At 45.8% G+C, this 13566-nt stretch carries 15 protein-coding genes; all 15 read left to right on the top strand.

Going from position 1 to position 13566, the window contains the following annotated elements; translation table 11 throughout:
* Nucleotides 1-5 precede the first annotated feature (5 nt).
* The 15 genes from flhA (at nt 6) to KNQ02_RS03935 (ending at nt 13555) form a co-directional block, all read left to right on the top strand.
* Nucleotides 6-2030, top strand: a complete 2025-nt coding sequence (gene flhA / locus KNQ02_RS03865; RefSeq protein WP_214807326.1) for a flagellar biosynthesis protein FlhA — start codon at nt 6-8, stop codon at nt 2028-2030.
* Nucleotides 2031-2033: 3 nt separating this feature from the next.
* A complete protein-coding gene (locus KNQ02_RS03870; protein WP_214765138.1) occupies nt 2034-3080 on the top strand; it encodes a flagellar biosynthesis protein FlhF in 1047 nt (348 codons plus the stop codon).
* Nucleotides 3080-3931 (top strand): MinD/ParA family protein, encoded by an 852-nt coding sequence (locus KNQ02_RS03875; RefSeq protein ID WP_034800809.1) that lies wholly within the window; start codon nt 3080-3082, stop codon nt 3929-3931. The genes KNQ02_RS03870 and KNQ02_RS03875 overlap by 1 nt, the downstream gene beginning before the upstream one ends.
* Before the next feature lie 21 nt (nt 3932-3952).
* Complete coding sequence (locus KNQ02_RS03880) at nt 3953-5950, top strand: chemotaxis protein CheA (RefSeq protein WP_088837354.1); 1998 nt, start codon at nt 3953-3955, stop codon at nt 5948-5950.
* 11 nt (nt 5951-5961) lie between these two features.
* The gene (locus KNQ02_RS03885; RefSeq protein ID WP_029330774.1) at nt 5962-6390 is read left to right on the top strand and encodes a chemotaxis protein CheW; all 429 of its coding nucleotides are present in this window, start codon (nt 5962-5964) and stop codon (nt 6388-6390) included.
* The gene (locus KNQ02_RS03890; RefSeq protein ID WP_029330772.1) at nt 6383-6991 is read left to right on the top strand and encodes a chemotaxis protein CheC; all 609 of its coding nucleotides are present in this window, start codon (nt 6383-6385) and stop codon (nt 6989-6991) included. The genes KNQ02_RS03885 and KNQ02_RS03890 overlap by 8 nt, the downstream gene beginning before the upstream one ends.
* Entirely contained in the window at nt 6984-7466 is a 483-nt protein-coding gene (locus tag KNQ02_RS03895; protein ID WP_029330771.1) for a chemotaxis protein CheD, read from the top strand. The genes KNQ02_RS03890 and KNQ02_RS03895 overlap by 8 nt, the downstream gene beginning before the upstream one ends.
* A 13-nt stretch (nt 7467-7479) precedes the next feature.
* The gene (locus tag KNQ02_RS03900) at nt 7480-8253 is read left to right on the top strand and encodes a FliA/WhiG family RNA polymerase sigma factor (protein WP_029330769.1); all 774 of its coding nucleotides are present in this window, start codon (nt 7480-7482) and stop codon (nt 8251-8253) included.
* A gap of 11 nt (nt 8254-8264) precedes the next feature.
* Nucleotides 8265-8696 carry a hypothetical protein gene (locus tag KNQ02_RS03905; RefSeq protein WP_214768583.1) on the top strand — a complete coding sequence of 144 codons (432 nt, stop codon included), beginning with the start codon at nt 8265-8267 and terminating at the stop codon, nt 8694-8696.
* 129 nt (nt 8697-8825) lie between these two features.
* Nucleotides 8826-9560, top strand: coding sequence for a 30S ribosomal protein S2 (gene rpsB / locus KNQ02_RS03910; protein ID WP_012370721.1), 735 nt, complete (start codon nt 8826-8828; stop codon nt 9558-9560).
* Between the two features lie 82 nt (nt 9561-9642).
* Nucleotides 9643-10524, top strand: coding sequence for a translation elongation factor Ts (gene tsf, locus KNQ02_RS03915; RefSeq protein ID WP_214765130.1), 882 nt, complete (start codon nt 9643-9645; stop codon nt 10522-10524).
* Nucleotides 10525-10634: 110 nt separating this feature from the next.
* Complete coding sequence (pyrH, locus tag KNQ02_RS03920; RefSeq protein WP_088837351.1) at nt 10635-11354, top strand: UMP kinase; 720 nt, start codon at nt 10635-10637, stop codon at nt 11352-11354.
* Between the two features lies 1 nt (nt 11355).
* Nucleotides 11356-11913 (top strand): ribosome recycling factor, encoded by a 558-nt coding sequence (frr, locus tag KNQ02_RS03925; RefSeq protein ID WP_029330759.1) that lies wholly within the window; start codon nt 11356-11358, stop codon nt 11911-11913.
* An 84-nt stretch (nt 11914-11997) separates the two neighbouring features.
* Nucleotides 11998-12735, top strand: a complete 738-nt coding sequence (locus KNQ02_RS03930; protein ID WP_029330752.1) for an undecaprenyl pyrophosphate synthase — start codon at nt 11998-12000, stop codon at nt 12733-12735.
* A gap of 19 nt (nt 12736-12754) precedes the next feature.
* Complete coding sequence (locus tag KNQ02_RS03935) at nt 12755-13555, top strand: phosphatidate cytidylyltransferase (protein WP_214765128.1); 801 nt, start codon at nt 12755-12757, stop codon at nt 13553-13555.
* The last annotated feature ends 11 nt before the right edge of the window (nt 13556-13566 follow it).

Here is a 13566-nt window from a genome sequence, read left to right on the forward strand (position 1 = left end):
GCATCATGACTATTTCAACAAGAGATCTTTCCGTACTGCTAGGCGTCATCATGATCGTCTTCATGCTGGTCATTCCACTGCCAGGCTTTTTACTCGACTTTTTAATCATCATCAACATCTTGATTGCTTTGATGGTCTTACTCGTTTCGATGAATGCCAAAGAAGCATTGGAATTTTCAGTTTTCCCAACTTTATTGTTAATCGTCACCCTGTTTCGTCTCGCATTAAATGTCTCGACGACCCGCTCGATTCTCTCGAACGGGAATGGGGGCGAAGTGATTGAAGCATTTGGGAGCTTCGTCGTCGGCGGGAACGCACTCGTCGGGTTCGTCGTCTTCTTGATTCTCGTCTTGATCCAGTTTCTCGTCATTACAAAGGGGTCGGAACGGGTTTCGGAAGTATCGGCCCGATTTACACTGGATGCGATGCCAGGGAAACAGATGGCGATTGATGCCGATTTGAACTCCGGCATGATTGATGAACTCCAGGCACGGACACGCCGGCAAAAAATTCAATCCGAAGCCGACTTTTACGGGGCGATGGATGGGGCGTCAAAGTTTGTAAAAGGAGACGCAATCGCCGGCATCATCATCGTCATCATTAACTTGATTTTCGGGATGGTCATCGGAGTCGTCCAACAAGGGTTACCGATGACAGAATCAATCAACTTATATACGCTCTTGACAGTCGGAGATGGATTAGTCAGTCAGATTCCAGCGCTGTTGATTTCTGTCGCAACCGGGATTATCGTCACACGCTCGACGTCGGACGGCAATCTAGGTGAAGACATCATCGGTCAGTTAACGCGGACGCCATTGCTCGTCATGATTGGTGCAGGCGCGATTTTCCTACTTGGTCTGTTCACGGCGATTCCAGACTATGTGACAATTCCTGTCGCAGCAGCAGCCGGCTTCTTTGCTTGGCAACTGAGACGGACGCCAAAAGCGACCACGGAAGAAGTCGCCGTCGAAAAAGAATCGACGGAAAACCTACGCTCAAGTGAATCGGTCATTTCGCTTTTAAATGTCGATACGATTGAGTTTGAATTCGGTTATGGATTGATTCCACTTGCTGACGAAGCACAAGGTGGCGATTTACTCGACCGTGTCGTCATGATTCGTCGCCAGTTAGCATTGGAACTTGGTTTCGTCCTCCCGACCGTTCGGATTCGCGACCACTTACAACTCCCGCCGAATCATTATCGGATTAAGATTCGCGGCAGTGAGATGGCGACGGGCGAACTCTTGCTCGATCATTATTTAGCAATGAGTCCCGGAGTCGATGATCCTGAAATCCAAGGCATCGAAACGGTCGAACCGGCATTTGGAATGCCGGCGCTTTGGATTGATGAAAAGACGAGAAGTCGGGCAGAAATGTCTGGTTATACAGTCGTCGATCCACCATCGGTCGTCGCAACGCATTTAACGGAGCTGCTTAAAAAACATGCTGCAGACTTGCTGGGACGAGAAGAGACGAAGCAACTCGTTGATCACTTGAAAGAAACACATCCAATTTTAGTCGATGAAGTCACGCCGCAACTCTTAACGATTGGAGAACTGCAAAAAGTCTTCGTTCAATTACTAAAAGAAAAAATATCGATTCGCAATTTGCCATTGATTTTTGAAACACTAGCTGATTATGCGGCCGTGACGAAAGATAGCGAATTGCTTGCTGAATACGTCCGCCAAGCCTTATCACGGCAAATTACGGAACAGGTGCTGCAAGGGGATGTCTTACACGTCGTGACGGTATCGAGTGAAATGGAAATCGATATTCAGTCCGCGATTCAAAAAACAGAGTTCGGAAATTATCTTGCGCTTGACCCGGAAAAAGCGACACGGTTCATCGAGTCGTTTAATGAACTGTCGTCAGAGTTCGAACGTTATGGAGTACAACCGATCATCTTGGCCTCACCAAGCATTCGGATGTTTGTTCGTCAGTTGACGGAGCGCTATTTCCCAGATGTACCTGTCCTGTCATACAACGAATTAATTCCGACGATTGAAGTCAAGAGCATTGGGGTGATTTAACACATGATGGTTAAAAAAATTATTGCAAATTCAGTCAGTGAAGCAATGGAACTTGTCAAACGTGATTTAGGCGAAGAGGCGATTATTTTAAACACACGACATATCAAAGTGGGTGGACTCTTCGGATTGTTTGCACAAAAAAAGGTCGAACTCGTTGCTTCTGTTGACGAACATCCAATCATTCATGAAAAAGATGTCCAGCAACCGGCTCCTAAACGGACCCCGCAGCTTAAGAAAACGATTGAAATGCCAGTCCCGAAAATCATTTCGTTTTCCTCTCGACGTTTACCGGAAGAGTTAGGGGCATATGAAGCGATTTTGTCCGAACCGGCTTTACAGGCACGGGTGGAGCAATTGCACGACGTTTTGTTATCGACGTATTACAAAACAGACGATCTTGAACAAGTTCAACAAGCGTTCGCCAAAACGATTGAACATGAGTTACAAGTAACGACCGTGACATCACGTTACGTGATGTTGACAGGACCGACAGGGGTCGGCAAGACGACGACAATCGCTAAACTTGCTGCTTACTACCGATTGACGGAAGGTAAGACGGTTGGATTGATTACAACGGATACGTACCGGATTTCGGCAATCGAACAGTTGCAAACCTATGCTGAAATCATCGATGTTCCGCTACATATCGCCTACGATTTAGCAGAGTTTGAACGAGCGAAAGAACAATTAGCAGATTGTGACATCGTTTTGATCGATACAGCTGGACGGAACTTCTTGGACGCAGGTTATATCACACAGCTTGAATCACGTCATGATTTTTCAAATACGGATGTTTTTCTTGTTTTAAGCTTAACGGCAAAATACCGGGACTTAGAGCAGATTAGACGACGTTTTGAACAAGTTCCACTCAACGGGTTTATCTTTACGAAAGCAGATGAAACGACGGAGTTTTGGTCCATCTACGGTCTAGCCGTCGAAGCGAAGCTGCCCGTGCTCTGCATCACGACGGGTCAAGAAGTACCAGAAGATATCACGTGGGTCGATCAATCCGACATGTCTCGAATGATTGTAGAAAGAGGGGGCAGGTGATGCGAGATGATCAAGCGCGTGTCTTACGTTCAAAAGTGTCAGTCAAAGAAACAAAAACGATTGCGATCGTCAGTGGTAAAGGGGGCGTTGGAAAAACGAATGTCGCCGTAAACTTGGGTGTCGCCTTATCGCTTCAAGAAAAACGTGTCCTCATCATCGATCTTGATATCGGGATGGCGAACGTCGGGGTGCTGTTAGGAAAATCATCGAAGACGTCGCTCATGGATTGTGTCAAGCGTCGTGAATCCTTGGCAGATGCAGTGGTTGAAGTTTCACCAACCTTACATTTCATCCATGGTGGAAGTGGTTTTACTGAATTAACGAATTTAACGGATCCGGATGTTGCGTTCATGATGAAAGAATTTCGTTTTTTCTATGAATACGACTTTGTCATCCTCGACCTGGGTGCTGGAGCAACACACCAGACATTCGATTTCATTAGTAGTGCCGATGAAGCCTGGCTCGTTGTTACACCAGAGCCAACATCGATCATGGATGGTTATGCGTTCGTTAAATTGTCGCACCATCATGCAACGGAGTTACCGATCGGGGTCATCGTCAATCGTGCGATGAACGGTGAAGAGGCACTCGAAACATTTGATCGTCTCGAACTGGTCAGTAAACAATTTTTGAACAAACCTTTACGATTCGCTGGGTTTTTACCAGATGACCCAACAGTCGTCAGAGCCGTCAAAGCACAAAAACCGTTCTATCTTTTTGATCGGACGAGTGATGTTAGCTGGCGACTCGATCATATTACCACCGCATTAACAGGTCTTCGCGTGCAGGAACGGAAATTTTTAGATCGATTGGTAAGTCGCTTGAAAAATCGAAACAATCGTGTGCGCTAATCATGAAGGAGGGTATCACCAATGGATTTAAATGAATATTTAGGATTGTTTCTAGACGAATCGATTGAACATTTGCAAGCTATCAATTCAAGTCTGCTCATTTTTGAACAGCGTCTCGATGATGAAGCCGTCATCGATCAGATTTTCCGCTCTGCCCATACATTAAAAGGAATGTCCGGTACGATGGGGTACGATGCCATCGCGGATTTAACACACGAAATGGAGAGTGCGCTTGACTTAGTGCGCTCAAAGACGCAACCTGCTACACAAGAGCTGATTGATGTTTTGTTCATCGCGGCGGAACAACTCGAAACGATGGTTGAGGACATCAGTCAAGGTGGAACCGGAAAGCTCGACGTGAAAGAAACGGTCGTACGATTAAAACGATTCATTCAAGCAGAAGAAACTGCTGTAGAGACGACTGAAGAAGCGACGGCTGTGGCGACGAAACGTAATTTTGAATGTGATGTCTATTCAGAGTCTGTCGTTAAACAATCGATTGCGTCCGGTTACCATGCATACGTCATCACGGTCGAACTATCGGCAGATGTCATTTTAAAAGCGGCGCGTGTCTACATGGTGTTCGACCGTCTTCAAAGTCTAGGCGATGTCATCCTTTCGAATCCGACTTCAGATGAATTAGAGCAAGAACAATTTGAAACAAGCTTCGATGTCTTGTTCGTCACGATGAAATCAGAGGAAGAAGTGACTGAAGGCATCCAGTCAGTGTCGGAAGTGGCACATGTCTCGATTCAGCCTTTTGAAACAACGATAGAAGCCGAAGTTGCGACATCCACGTTAGTTGAACCTAAATCAACAGTCGAGTCAGAAACGAAAGTCGTCAGCGAAACAACAGACGTAACAGCACCAGTCGCCTCGAAAACGATTCGTGTCAACTTGGAACGAATTGACCGTTTGATGAACTTATTCGAAGAATTCATCATTGATCGTGGTCGTTTAGAACGAATTGCTGCCGAAGTCGGTTCATCTGAATTGACGGAAACCGTCGAACGCATTAAACGCGGCACGAATGAATTACAATCGCTGGTCTTGACGTTACGCATGATGCCGATTGAACAGGTCTTCAATCGTTTCCCACGGATGGTCCGATCGGTTTCAAAAGATGTCGGTAAAAATATTAAATTGCATATCACGGGTGCAGAGACGGAGCTTGATCGAACAGTGATTGACGAGATTGGTGATCCCCTCGTTCACTTAATCCGTAATGCCGTCGATCATGGCATTGAAAGCAAGACGGATCGAATTTTAGCCGGGAAACCAGTCGAAGGCAATCTGTCGTTACGTGCTTATCATTCTGGAAACCGGGTCTTCATTGAGATTGAAGATGACGGGGCAGGAATCAACCATGAGCGGGTCACACGGATTGCGATTGAGAAAGAGTTGCTAACGGAAGAAGAAGCTGCTGTCTTAACACCGGAAGAAGCGTCGATGCTACTATTTGCACCAGGCTTCTCAACGGCAGAAACAGTAACCGACTTGTCGGGACGTGGCGTAGGTCTTGACGTCGTCAAATCGAAGATTGAGTCGCTCGGTGGCGAAGTTTTCGTCGAGACGAAACGTGGCGAAGGGACAATCTTTAGAATCAGTCTTCCATTGACGCTCTCAATCATTTCCGCGATGCTTGTTGAGCTCGGTCAAGAAACGTATGCGATTCCGCTGACGGCAATCATCGAAACGACATCGCTTCGACAAGATGCCATCTTACAAGCGCATCGTGAAAAGGTGTTTGATTTCCGTGGACAACTCGTTCCATTGATTTCGTTGAATGAAGTGTATGGTCTTCCACAAGTAGAAGCAGAAGCCTACTCAGTTGTCGTCGTTCGAAGTGGTGAAAAATTAGCCGGATTGATGGTCACTGAATTAATTGGTCAACAGGAAATCGTCATGAAGCCGCTCGGAAGTTATTTGGAAGGAATTCGCGCGATTTCTGGCGCAACGATTCTTGGGGACGGTCAAGTCGCGTTAATCATCGATAGCAATGCACTGCTACGAAAGTGAGGGAATAGATAATGGAACAAAAATGGGTCGTTTTTCAACTGGAACAAAATGCTTACGGGATTGATGTTCAATCTGTCCGCTCCATCGAACGCGTGATTCCGATTACACGAATCCCGAACGCTGCACCTTACGTAAAAGGCGTCATCAATTTGCGCGGGGTCGTGACACCGGTGATTGACTTACGGACACGTCTTGGTTTTGAGGAAATCGAAGGAACGGAAGAAACACGAATCATCATCGCGACGCTCGAACATGGAGATGCCGGGTTCATCGTCGATCGGGCGAATGAAGTCGTCGAAGCAATCGATGTCCGGATTGAACCGTTGACTGATCAAAAACAAGAAGAAACCAATTATTTGACAGCAATCGCTAAAGGGGAAGATCAATTGTTCTCCTTACTTGAGCCGAACCGTTTATTCGAGGACATCGTTCATGCTTAATCGGATGGAACAGGACATTTTCAAGGAAGTCGGAAACATCGGGGCAGCGCATGCAGCTACGGCATTATCGACACTTCTTGGACAGCCTGTTGAAATTGAAGTACCGTCAGCAGAACTCGAACACTTTTCGACGATTATTGATCGTGTAGGCGGAGCGGAAGCTTACACTGCCGGAGCCTTACTTCGCTTTACAGGAGATATCAAGGCGTCTCTACTCTTTTTGATGCCGCTCCAAGATGCGGAAAAACTGATTTCTCAGTTGATGCAACAGCCGTTTCAGTTTTTTTCGGAACATCATGCAATCGGTGTTTCCGCTTGGGAAGAAATCGGCAATATCTTAATCGGCGCTTACGCTCGCGCGATTTCTGACTGGCTGGATTTATCCGTTCATGTGACGGTTCCTGCCTCCGCTTTTGATATGGTTGGAGCAATTTTGGAAGTTGCCTTACTTGAGTCGACAAAATTTGGTAACATGGCAGTATACATCGATACGCGTCTTTCAAGTTTAGGCAACGACTTAAACGGTCATTTATTATTATTGCCAGAAGCAGATGCTTTTGCAGCGGTCTTTCAACGATTGGGTGTGGAAGTTGATGGATGAAGTCATTCGGATTGGAATAGCGGAATATGCCGTTAGTCGAAAACCGGTCGTCCTTCGTACTGCAGGATTAGGTTCCTGTGTCGGCGTCATCATTTATGATCAAGAACGTGGTCTATCGAGCATGGCACATGTCATGCTTCCAGACTCGGCAATCAGTCGCGATATCACCGTTGAAGTCGGGAAATTCGCAGATACTGCAGTAACTGAGCTTGTAAAGCGCTTACGACAAGGTGGCGCGATTCGGTTACGGGCAAAGATTGCCGGGGGAGCGCAAATGTTTCAATTCAAATATGAACATGAATCGATGCGTATCGGTGAACGGAACATCGCTGCTGTTAAAGCAGCATTGCAACAAGCGAAAATCCCACTCGTCGCGGAAGATGTTGGTGGAACGAACGGTCGGACGATCGAGTTCCATTCAAGCTCTGGTCGTCTCGTCATTCGGACGGTCAACGTCGGAACGCTGGAAATTTAGAGGAGGAATGGTCATGCGTGAGGAACTACAACAACTTTGGGATAAATGGCTATCGACGCGCGATATAGCGGTAGCTGACCTATTACTTCTGAATTATGAACCTCTAGTTCAATACCACGTTCAACGTCTTAGTGCGACACTTCCGAAAAGTGTCGATCGTGATGAGTTAAAAAGTCTTGGTATGATGGGTCTTTACGACGCACTGCAAAAGTTCGATCAAAATCATAACAATAAATTCGATACATACGCAGCCTTTCGAATTCGTGGAGCCATTTTAGATGGATTAAGAAAAATTGACTGGCTGCCACGCTCTTTGCGTGAAAAATCAAAACGTGTCGAGGCGGCCGTCGAAATTCTCGAGCAGAGCTTACAACGGACGCCGACGCTTGATGAAGTATCGTCCATCGTCGAAATGAGTCCGGACGAAGTCAAGACGGCGCTTGCAGAAAGTTACTTTGCGAATGTCCTCTCGATCGACGAGGCGGTGACGCTCCAAGATGAGGGAAAAGCAATGGCCGTATCGTATCTCGACCCGGAAGCAGCGACGCCGGAAGATACGTTACTGATGCGTGAATTGATTTCGAAGCTTGCAGAAGAAGTCGAGCAACTATCGGAAAAAGAGCAATATGTTGTGTCCCTTTTCTACTTTGAAGAACTGACGTTAACGGAAATCGGAGAAGTGCTAGGACTGTCGACTTCACGTATCTCACAAATCCACTCGAAGGCGTTACGTAAATTAAAGCAAGCGCTAGGAAGTGCCTATTTGTCTGATCGTGTCGCGATGTGAAAGGAACTACTATGACAATTTTTTATATTTTACTGGCCGCGGTCGTTAGTTATGGTCTGTTGCTTCTATTTAAACAACAAGCATTGTTAAAAGATCGTGTGACCGATCTTGAACGTCAAAAACAAGAGACGGAAGAAATCTTGCTTCGCTTCATGGAACAAGTGAACGGATTGGCAGAACGCGAGGAGCAACCGACTGCTGAGGCTGCTCCTACCCAGTCCTCATATGAAACGGTCGTCAGTCCTGATGTAACAGAACTCCCACAGTTCGAACAGGCGCAGGAAGAATCGGCTGAATCCGTTCAGCCAGTACTGACAGATGTGAAAGATCAACTTGCAGCAGGGGCCGATCTGGATCAACTCGCGCGTTCTTTAAATCGAGGAACGGGTGAAGTGGCATTGATTGCGAAACTTTCTTCAAAAACGAAGGTTGCCCGACGGTAAAGTTTATGCTATATTAGTCTACGGTGTTAATTACGCACGCATGTATCGCCGGCTGCGGTGCCTTTAATAGGTTAGCTGGGACAACGATCATCGCGGAGGACATCCAAAACCCAAAAGGAGGAATTCATCATGGCAGTAATCTCGATGAAACAATTGTTAGAAGCTGGTGTACACTTCGGTCACCAAACACGCCGTTGGAACCCAAAAATGGCAAAATACATCTTCACAGAACGTAACGGAATCTATATCATTGACCTACAAAAAACGGTTAAAAAAGTAGACGAAGCTTACAACTTCATCCGTGAAGTAGCGTCTGAAGGCGGAAACGTTCTTTTCGTTGGTACGAAAAAACAAGCTCAAGACACTGTGAAAGAAGAAGCGATCCGTGCTGGTCAATACTTCATCAACGAACGTTGGTTAGGTGGAACACTCACGAACTTCTCTACAATCAAAAAACGGATTAACCGTTTGAAACAACTCGAAAAAATGGAAGAGAACGGTACGTTCGAAGTTCTTCCTAAAAAAGAAGTCATCATTCTTAAAAAAGAAATGACTCGTCTTGAGAAATTCCTCGGCGGTATCAAAGATATGCCAGGCGTTCCAGATGCACTCTTCATCGTTGACCCACGCAAAGAGCGTATCGCGATTGCAGAAGCACACAAACTCAACATCCCAATCGTTGCGATCGTTGATACTAACTGTGATCCAGACGAAATCGACTACGTCATCCCAGCGAACGACGATGCGATCCGTGCAGTCAAATTGCTCACTGGTAAAATGGCTGACGCAATCCTCGAAGTTAAACAAGGCGAAGATAACGTAGCACCTGAAACTACTGAAGAAGTAGTAGCAGACGCTGAGTAATTCGTGATGCCAGGTGATAAAGGGAATTGACCTTTTATCACCTTTTTTTTGAAAATAAGGACGTTATAAGGAGGAATATCGAATGGCTATTACAGCAGCAATGGTAAAAGAACTTCGTGAAAAAACAGGTGCAGGTATGCTCGACTGCAAAAAAGCGCTCGTTGAAACGGATGGGGATATGAACGCGGCAGTTGATTTCTTGCGTGAAAAAGGGATCGCAAAAGCAGCAGCTAAAGGCGATCGTATCGCAGCAGAAGGTTTGACAGCAGTCGCAGTTGACGGAAACAAAGCAGCACTCGTCGAAATCAACTCAGAAACAGACTTCGTTGCAAAAAACGAACGTTTCCAATCACTCGTTCAAAACATCGCGGATGCAGTTCTCCGTAACGGTTCTGAAACGGCTGAAGCAGCTCTTGCTTCTGAATACGAAGCGGGTAAAACAATCGAAACGTATATTTCTGAAGAAGCTTCTACAATCGGAGAGAAAATTTCACTCCGCCGTGTAGCACTCTTCACGAAAGAAGACAACGCAGCGTTCGGTTCTTACCTCCACATGGGTGGACGTATCGGTTCTGTCGTCGTCATCGAAGGAACAACAGACGAAGCAGTTGCAAAAGATGTTTCGATGCACATCGCAGCGGCACGCCCACTTTACGTCGATCGTTCTTCTGTAACAGAAGAAGAAAAAGCACGTGAAGAAAAAGTCTTGACAGAGCAAGCAATCAACGAAGGCAAACCTGCTAACATCGTTGAAAAAATGATTGCTGGACGTATGAACAAGTACTTCGAGGAAATTTGCCTCGTCGACCAAACATTCGTTAAAGACCCAGACTTCAAAGTTGGTAAATACGTAGAATCTAAAGGCGGAAAAGTCGTTTCATTCGTACGCTTCGAAGTTGGAGAAGGTATGGAAAAACGTGAAGAAAACTTCGCTGAAGAAGTTATGAACCAACTTAAAAAATAAGAATCAGGATTTCCTGATGACAAGAGAAGGAACACGTATGCTTCAATCCACTTTCGTGTGGAAGTGGTTCGTGTTCCTTTTTTACGGAATTTAGCAAGGAGGACGTAGTCATGCAACCGAAATATAACCGGATTGTGTTAAAATTGAGCGGAGAAGCGCTCGCAGGTGATCAAGGGTTCGGAATCAACCCCGCAATCGTCAATTCAATTTCTCAACAGATTCGCGAATTGGTAGAATTGAATGTACAAGTTGCCGTTGTTGTAGGTGCAGGTAACATTTGGCGTGGTAAAACAGGGGCAGAACTTGGAATGGACCGGGCAAATGCCGATTATATGGGGATGCTTGCGACGGTCATGAACTCGCTCGCATTACAAGATAGCTTAGAGTCAGTAGGCGTTGAAACGCGCGTTCAGACTTCAATCGAAATGCGACAAGTTGCTGAACCGTACATTCGTCGTCGTGCGATGCGTCACTTAGAAAAAGGTCGGGTCGTCATTTTTGCGGCCGGAACGGGAAATCCGTACTTCTCGACAGATACGACAGCAGCGCTTCGTGCCGCTGAAATTGAAGCTGAAGTCATCTTGATGGCGAAAAACAATGTCGATGGTGTGTATTCGGCCGATCCGAACGTAGATCCGGATGCGAAAAAATTCGAGACATTGTCTTACCTCGATGTATTAAAAGACGGCTTGCAAGTCATGGATTCGACTGCAACGTCACTCTGCATGGATAATGATATTCCGCTCATCGTTTTCTCATTGATGGAAGAAGGAAATATTAAACGCGTCGTCGTTGGCGACGAAATTGGAACACTCGTAAGGGGGAAATAATATGTCACAGCAAATCATGAAACAAGCCGAAGATCGGATGGAAAAAGCGCATCTTTCACTTAAAAAAGAACTTGCGACACTCCGTGCGGGTCGTGCGAACGTTGCAATCCTTGACCCTGTTCATGTCGATTACTACGGTTCACCGACACCACTTAATCAAGTCGCGAACGTGAATACACCGGAAGCGCGCCTCATCTTAATCACACCTTGGGATAAATCGATGGTTACAGAAATCGAAAAAGCAATCCAGCGTGCAGATTTAGGATTAGCCCCATCTTCAGATGGTACGGTCATTCGCTTAGCGATTCCGCCACTTACGGAAGATCGCCGAAAAGAACTTGTTAAGCTCGTCAAGAAGTATACGGAAGAAGGAAAAGTTGCATTACGTAACATTCGCCGTGATACGAACGAGCAACTGAAAAAAGAAGAAAAAGATGGAGCGCTAACAGAGGATGACTTACGTGGTTATACGGAAGATGTCCAAACATTGACGGATAAATTCGTCAAAGCGCTTGATCAAACAGCGACGGATAAAGAAAAAGAAATTATGGAAGTATGACGCGAATCGTCGTCATGTTGGGGACTCTTTGTCACACGAAGAGTCCCCTTCTTCTTATAAATGAATGAGGGGAGGAAGAAGTACATGTTTCAATGGTTAAACCAGACAAAAGAAGTGATCGAACAACACGTACCTGATCACATCGCGATCATCATGGATGGAAATGGACGTTGGGCAAAAAAACGAGGACTTCCCCGCATCATGGGGCATCGTGAAGGGATGAAATCAGTTCGCGAAGTCGTCCGTGTCGCTAATGAGTTAGGGGTAAAGAGTCTGACCTTATACGCTTTCTCGACTGAAAACTGGACGCGTCCTGAAGAAGAAGTCAGTTTCTTGATGAAGTTACCGGCTCAATTTTTAGAGTCGGATTTAAAAGACTTGAATGAACGCAATGTCAAAGTAGAAGTCGCTGGTGAAATATCGCGTTTACCCGTCTATACACGGGAGGCAGTTCAACAAGCGAAACAGGATACAGTTGACAATACTGGACTACGGTTAATTTTTGCATTAAATTATGGCGGGCGAGATGAAATCGTTCAAGTCATGCAAAAGATTGCTGAAAAAGTACAAGCCGGACAACTGCTTCCGACTGAGATTACAAATGAGGTCATCGAACACGAATTGATGACGGGTTCCATGACAGATGTCGATCTCGTCATACGAACGAGCGGAGAACAGCGGTTATCGAATTTCTTGTTATGGCAAGCAGCCTATGCGGAGTTTTACTTCACCGATGTCTTGTGGCCGGAATTTCGACGGGAACAATTTTTGACAGCAATCGAGGATTACAATCAACGGACACGCCGATTCGGCGGCGTCTGACTAAACGAGGACATAGCTTATGAAAACGCGTATTATTACAGGGATTTGGGCAGGTGCCATCTTTTTAGGGTTACTTTACTTGGGTGGTCTTCCATTTCTTGCCTTCATGGCAATCTTAACAGTGGTCGGTTATACAGAACTCGTCAAGATGAGACAACTGAGCTTTTCGTCGATTCCCGTTCTCTTGTTCGGGATTGGGACATTGCTTCCCTTTATTCGTGTCTATGAATTAACGAGTGAACAAACAGTGGTAAGCGGATTATCTCCACTTGCTTGGGGAATGCTGATTATTTTAGTCGGTCTATTTTGGACTGTATTTTCAAAAAATGTGTTCACGTTTGACGACGTGGCTTTTTTGCTACTAACGAGTGTTTATGTCGGTGTTGGTTTTGCATCGTTCGCGTTTATCCGTTTACTGGATAATGGCCTGACGTTATCGCTGTTAATCATTCTTTTGATTTGGTTCACAGATTCAGGTGCCTATTTTGTCGGGAAACGTTTCGGCAAAACAAAACTATGGCCGGCAATCAGTCCAAATAAGACGATTGAAGGGGCGGCAGGCGGAATTTTACTCGCGGTACTTCTTGGTGTGATTTTTGAAGCGATTACACCGACAATCGGGTATGCGGAAGTCGTTTTATTAGCACTGATCGTGGCTGTCGTCGGTCAACTGGGTGATCTCGTACAATCAGCATACAAACGACATTATGGCGTGAAAGATGCCGGAAGTTTACTTCCGGGGCACGGTGGGATTCTTGATCGTTTTGATAGCATGTTAATCGTCTTTACGGTATTGATCACACTCGGCATCTTCAGTTGAGGAGGAAGTTA

This window comes from Exiguobacterium sp. s102, from assembly GCF_018618635.1.
GTDB lineage: Bacteria > Bacillota > Bacilli > Exiguobacteriales > Exiguobacteriaceae > Exiguobacterium_A > Exiguobacterium_A oxidotolerans.

Coding starts and splice junctions, on each gene's coding strand:
- flhA (WP_214807326.1), top strand. CDS start 6: ATGACTATTTCAACAAGAGATCTTTCCGTACTGCTAGGCGTCATCATG.
- KNQ02_RS03870 (WP_214765138.1), top strand. CDS start 2,034: ATGATGGTTAAAAAAATTATTGCAAATTCAGTCAGTGAAGCAATGGAA.
- KNQ02_RS03875 (WP_034800809.1), top strand. CDS start 3,080: ATGCGAGATGATCAAGCGCGTGTCTTACGTTCAAAAGTGTCAGTCAAA.
- KNQ02_RS03880 (WP_088837354.1), top strand. CDS start 3,953: ATGGATTTAAATGAATATTTAGGATTGTTTCTAGACGAATCGATTGAA.
- KNQ02_RS03885 (WP_029330774.1), top strand. CDS start 5,962: ATGGAACAAAAATGGGTCGTTTTTCAACTGGAACAAAATGCTTACGGG.
- KNQ02_RS03890 (WP_029330772.1), top strand. CDS start 6,383: ATGCTTAATCGGATGGAACAGGACATTTTCAAGGAAGTCGGAAACATC.
- KNQ02_RS03895 (WP_029330771.1), top strand. CDS start 6,984: ATGGATGAAGTCATTCGGATTGGAATAGCGGAATATGCCGTTAGTCGA.
- KNQ02_RS03900 (WP_029330769.1), top strand. CDS start 7,480: ATGCGTGAGGAACTACAACAACTTTGGGATAAATGGCTATCGACGCGC.
- KNQ02_RS03905 (WP_214768583.1), top strand. CDS start 8,265: ATGACAATTTTTTATATTTTACTGGCCGCGGTCGTTAGTTATGGTCTG.
- rpsB (WP_012370721.1), top strand. CDS start 8,826: ATGGCAGTAATCTCGATGAAACAATTGTTAGAAGCTGGTGTACACTTC.
- tsf (WP_214765130.1), top strand. CDS start 9,643: ATGGCTATTACAGCAGCAATGGTAAAAGAACTTCGTGAAAAAACAGGT.
- pyrH (WP_088837351.1), top strand. CDS start 10,635: ATGCAACCGAAATATAACCGGATTGTGTTAAAATTGAGCGGAGAAGCG.
- frr (WP_029330759.1), top strand. CDS start 11,356: ATGTCACAGCAAATCATGAAACAAGCCGAAGATCGGATGGAAAAAGCG.
- KNQ02_RS03930 (WP_029330752.1), top strand. CDS start 11,998: ATGTTTCAATGGTTAAACCAGACAAAAGAAGTGATCGAACAACACGTA.
- KNQ02_RS03935 (WP_214765128.1), top strand. CDS start 12,755: ATGAAAACGCGTATTATTACAGGGATTTGGGCAGGTGCCATCTTTTTA.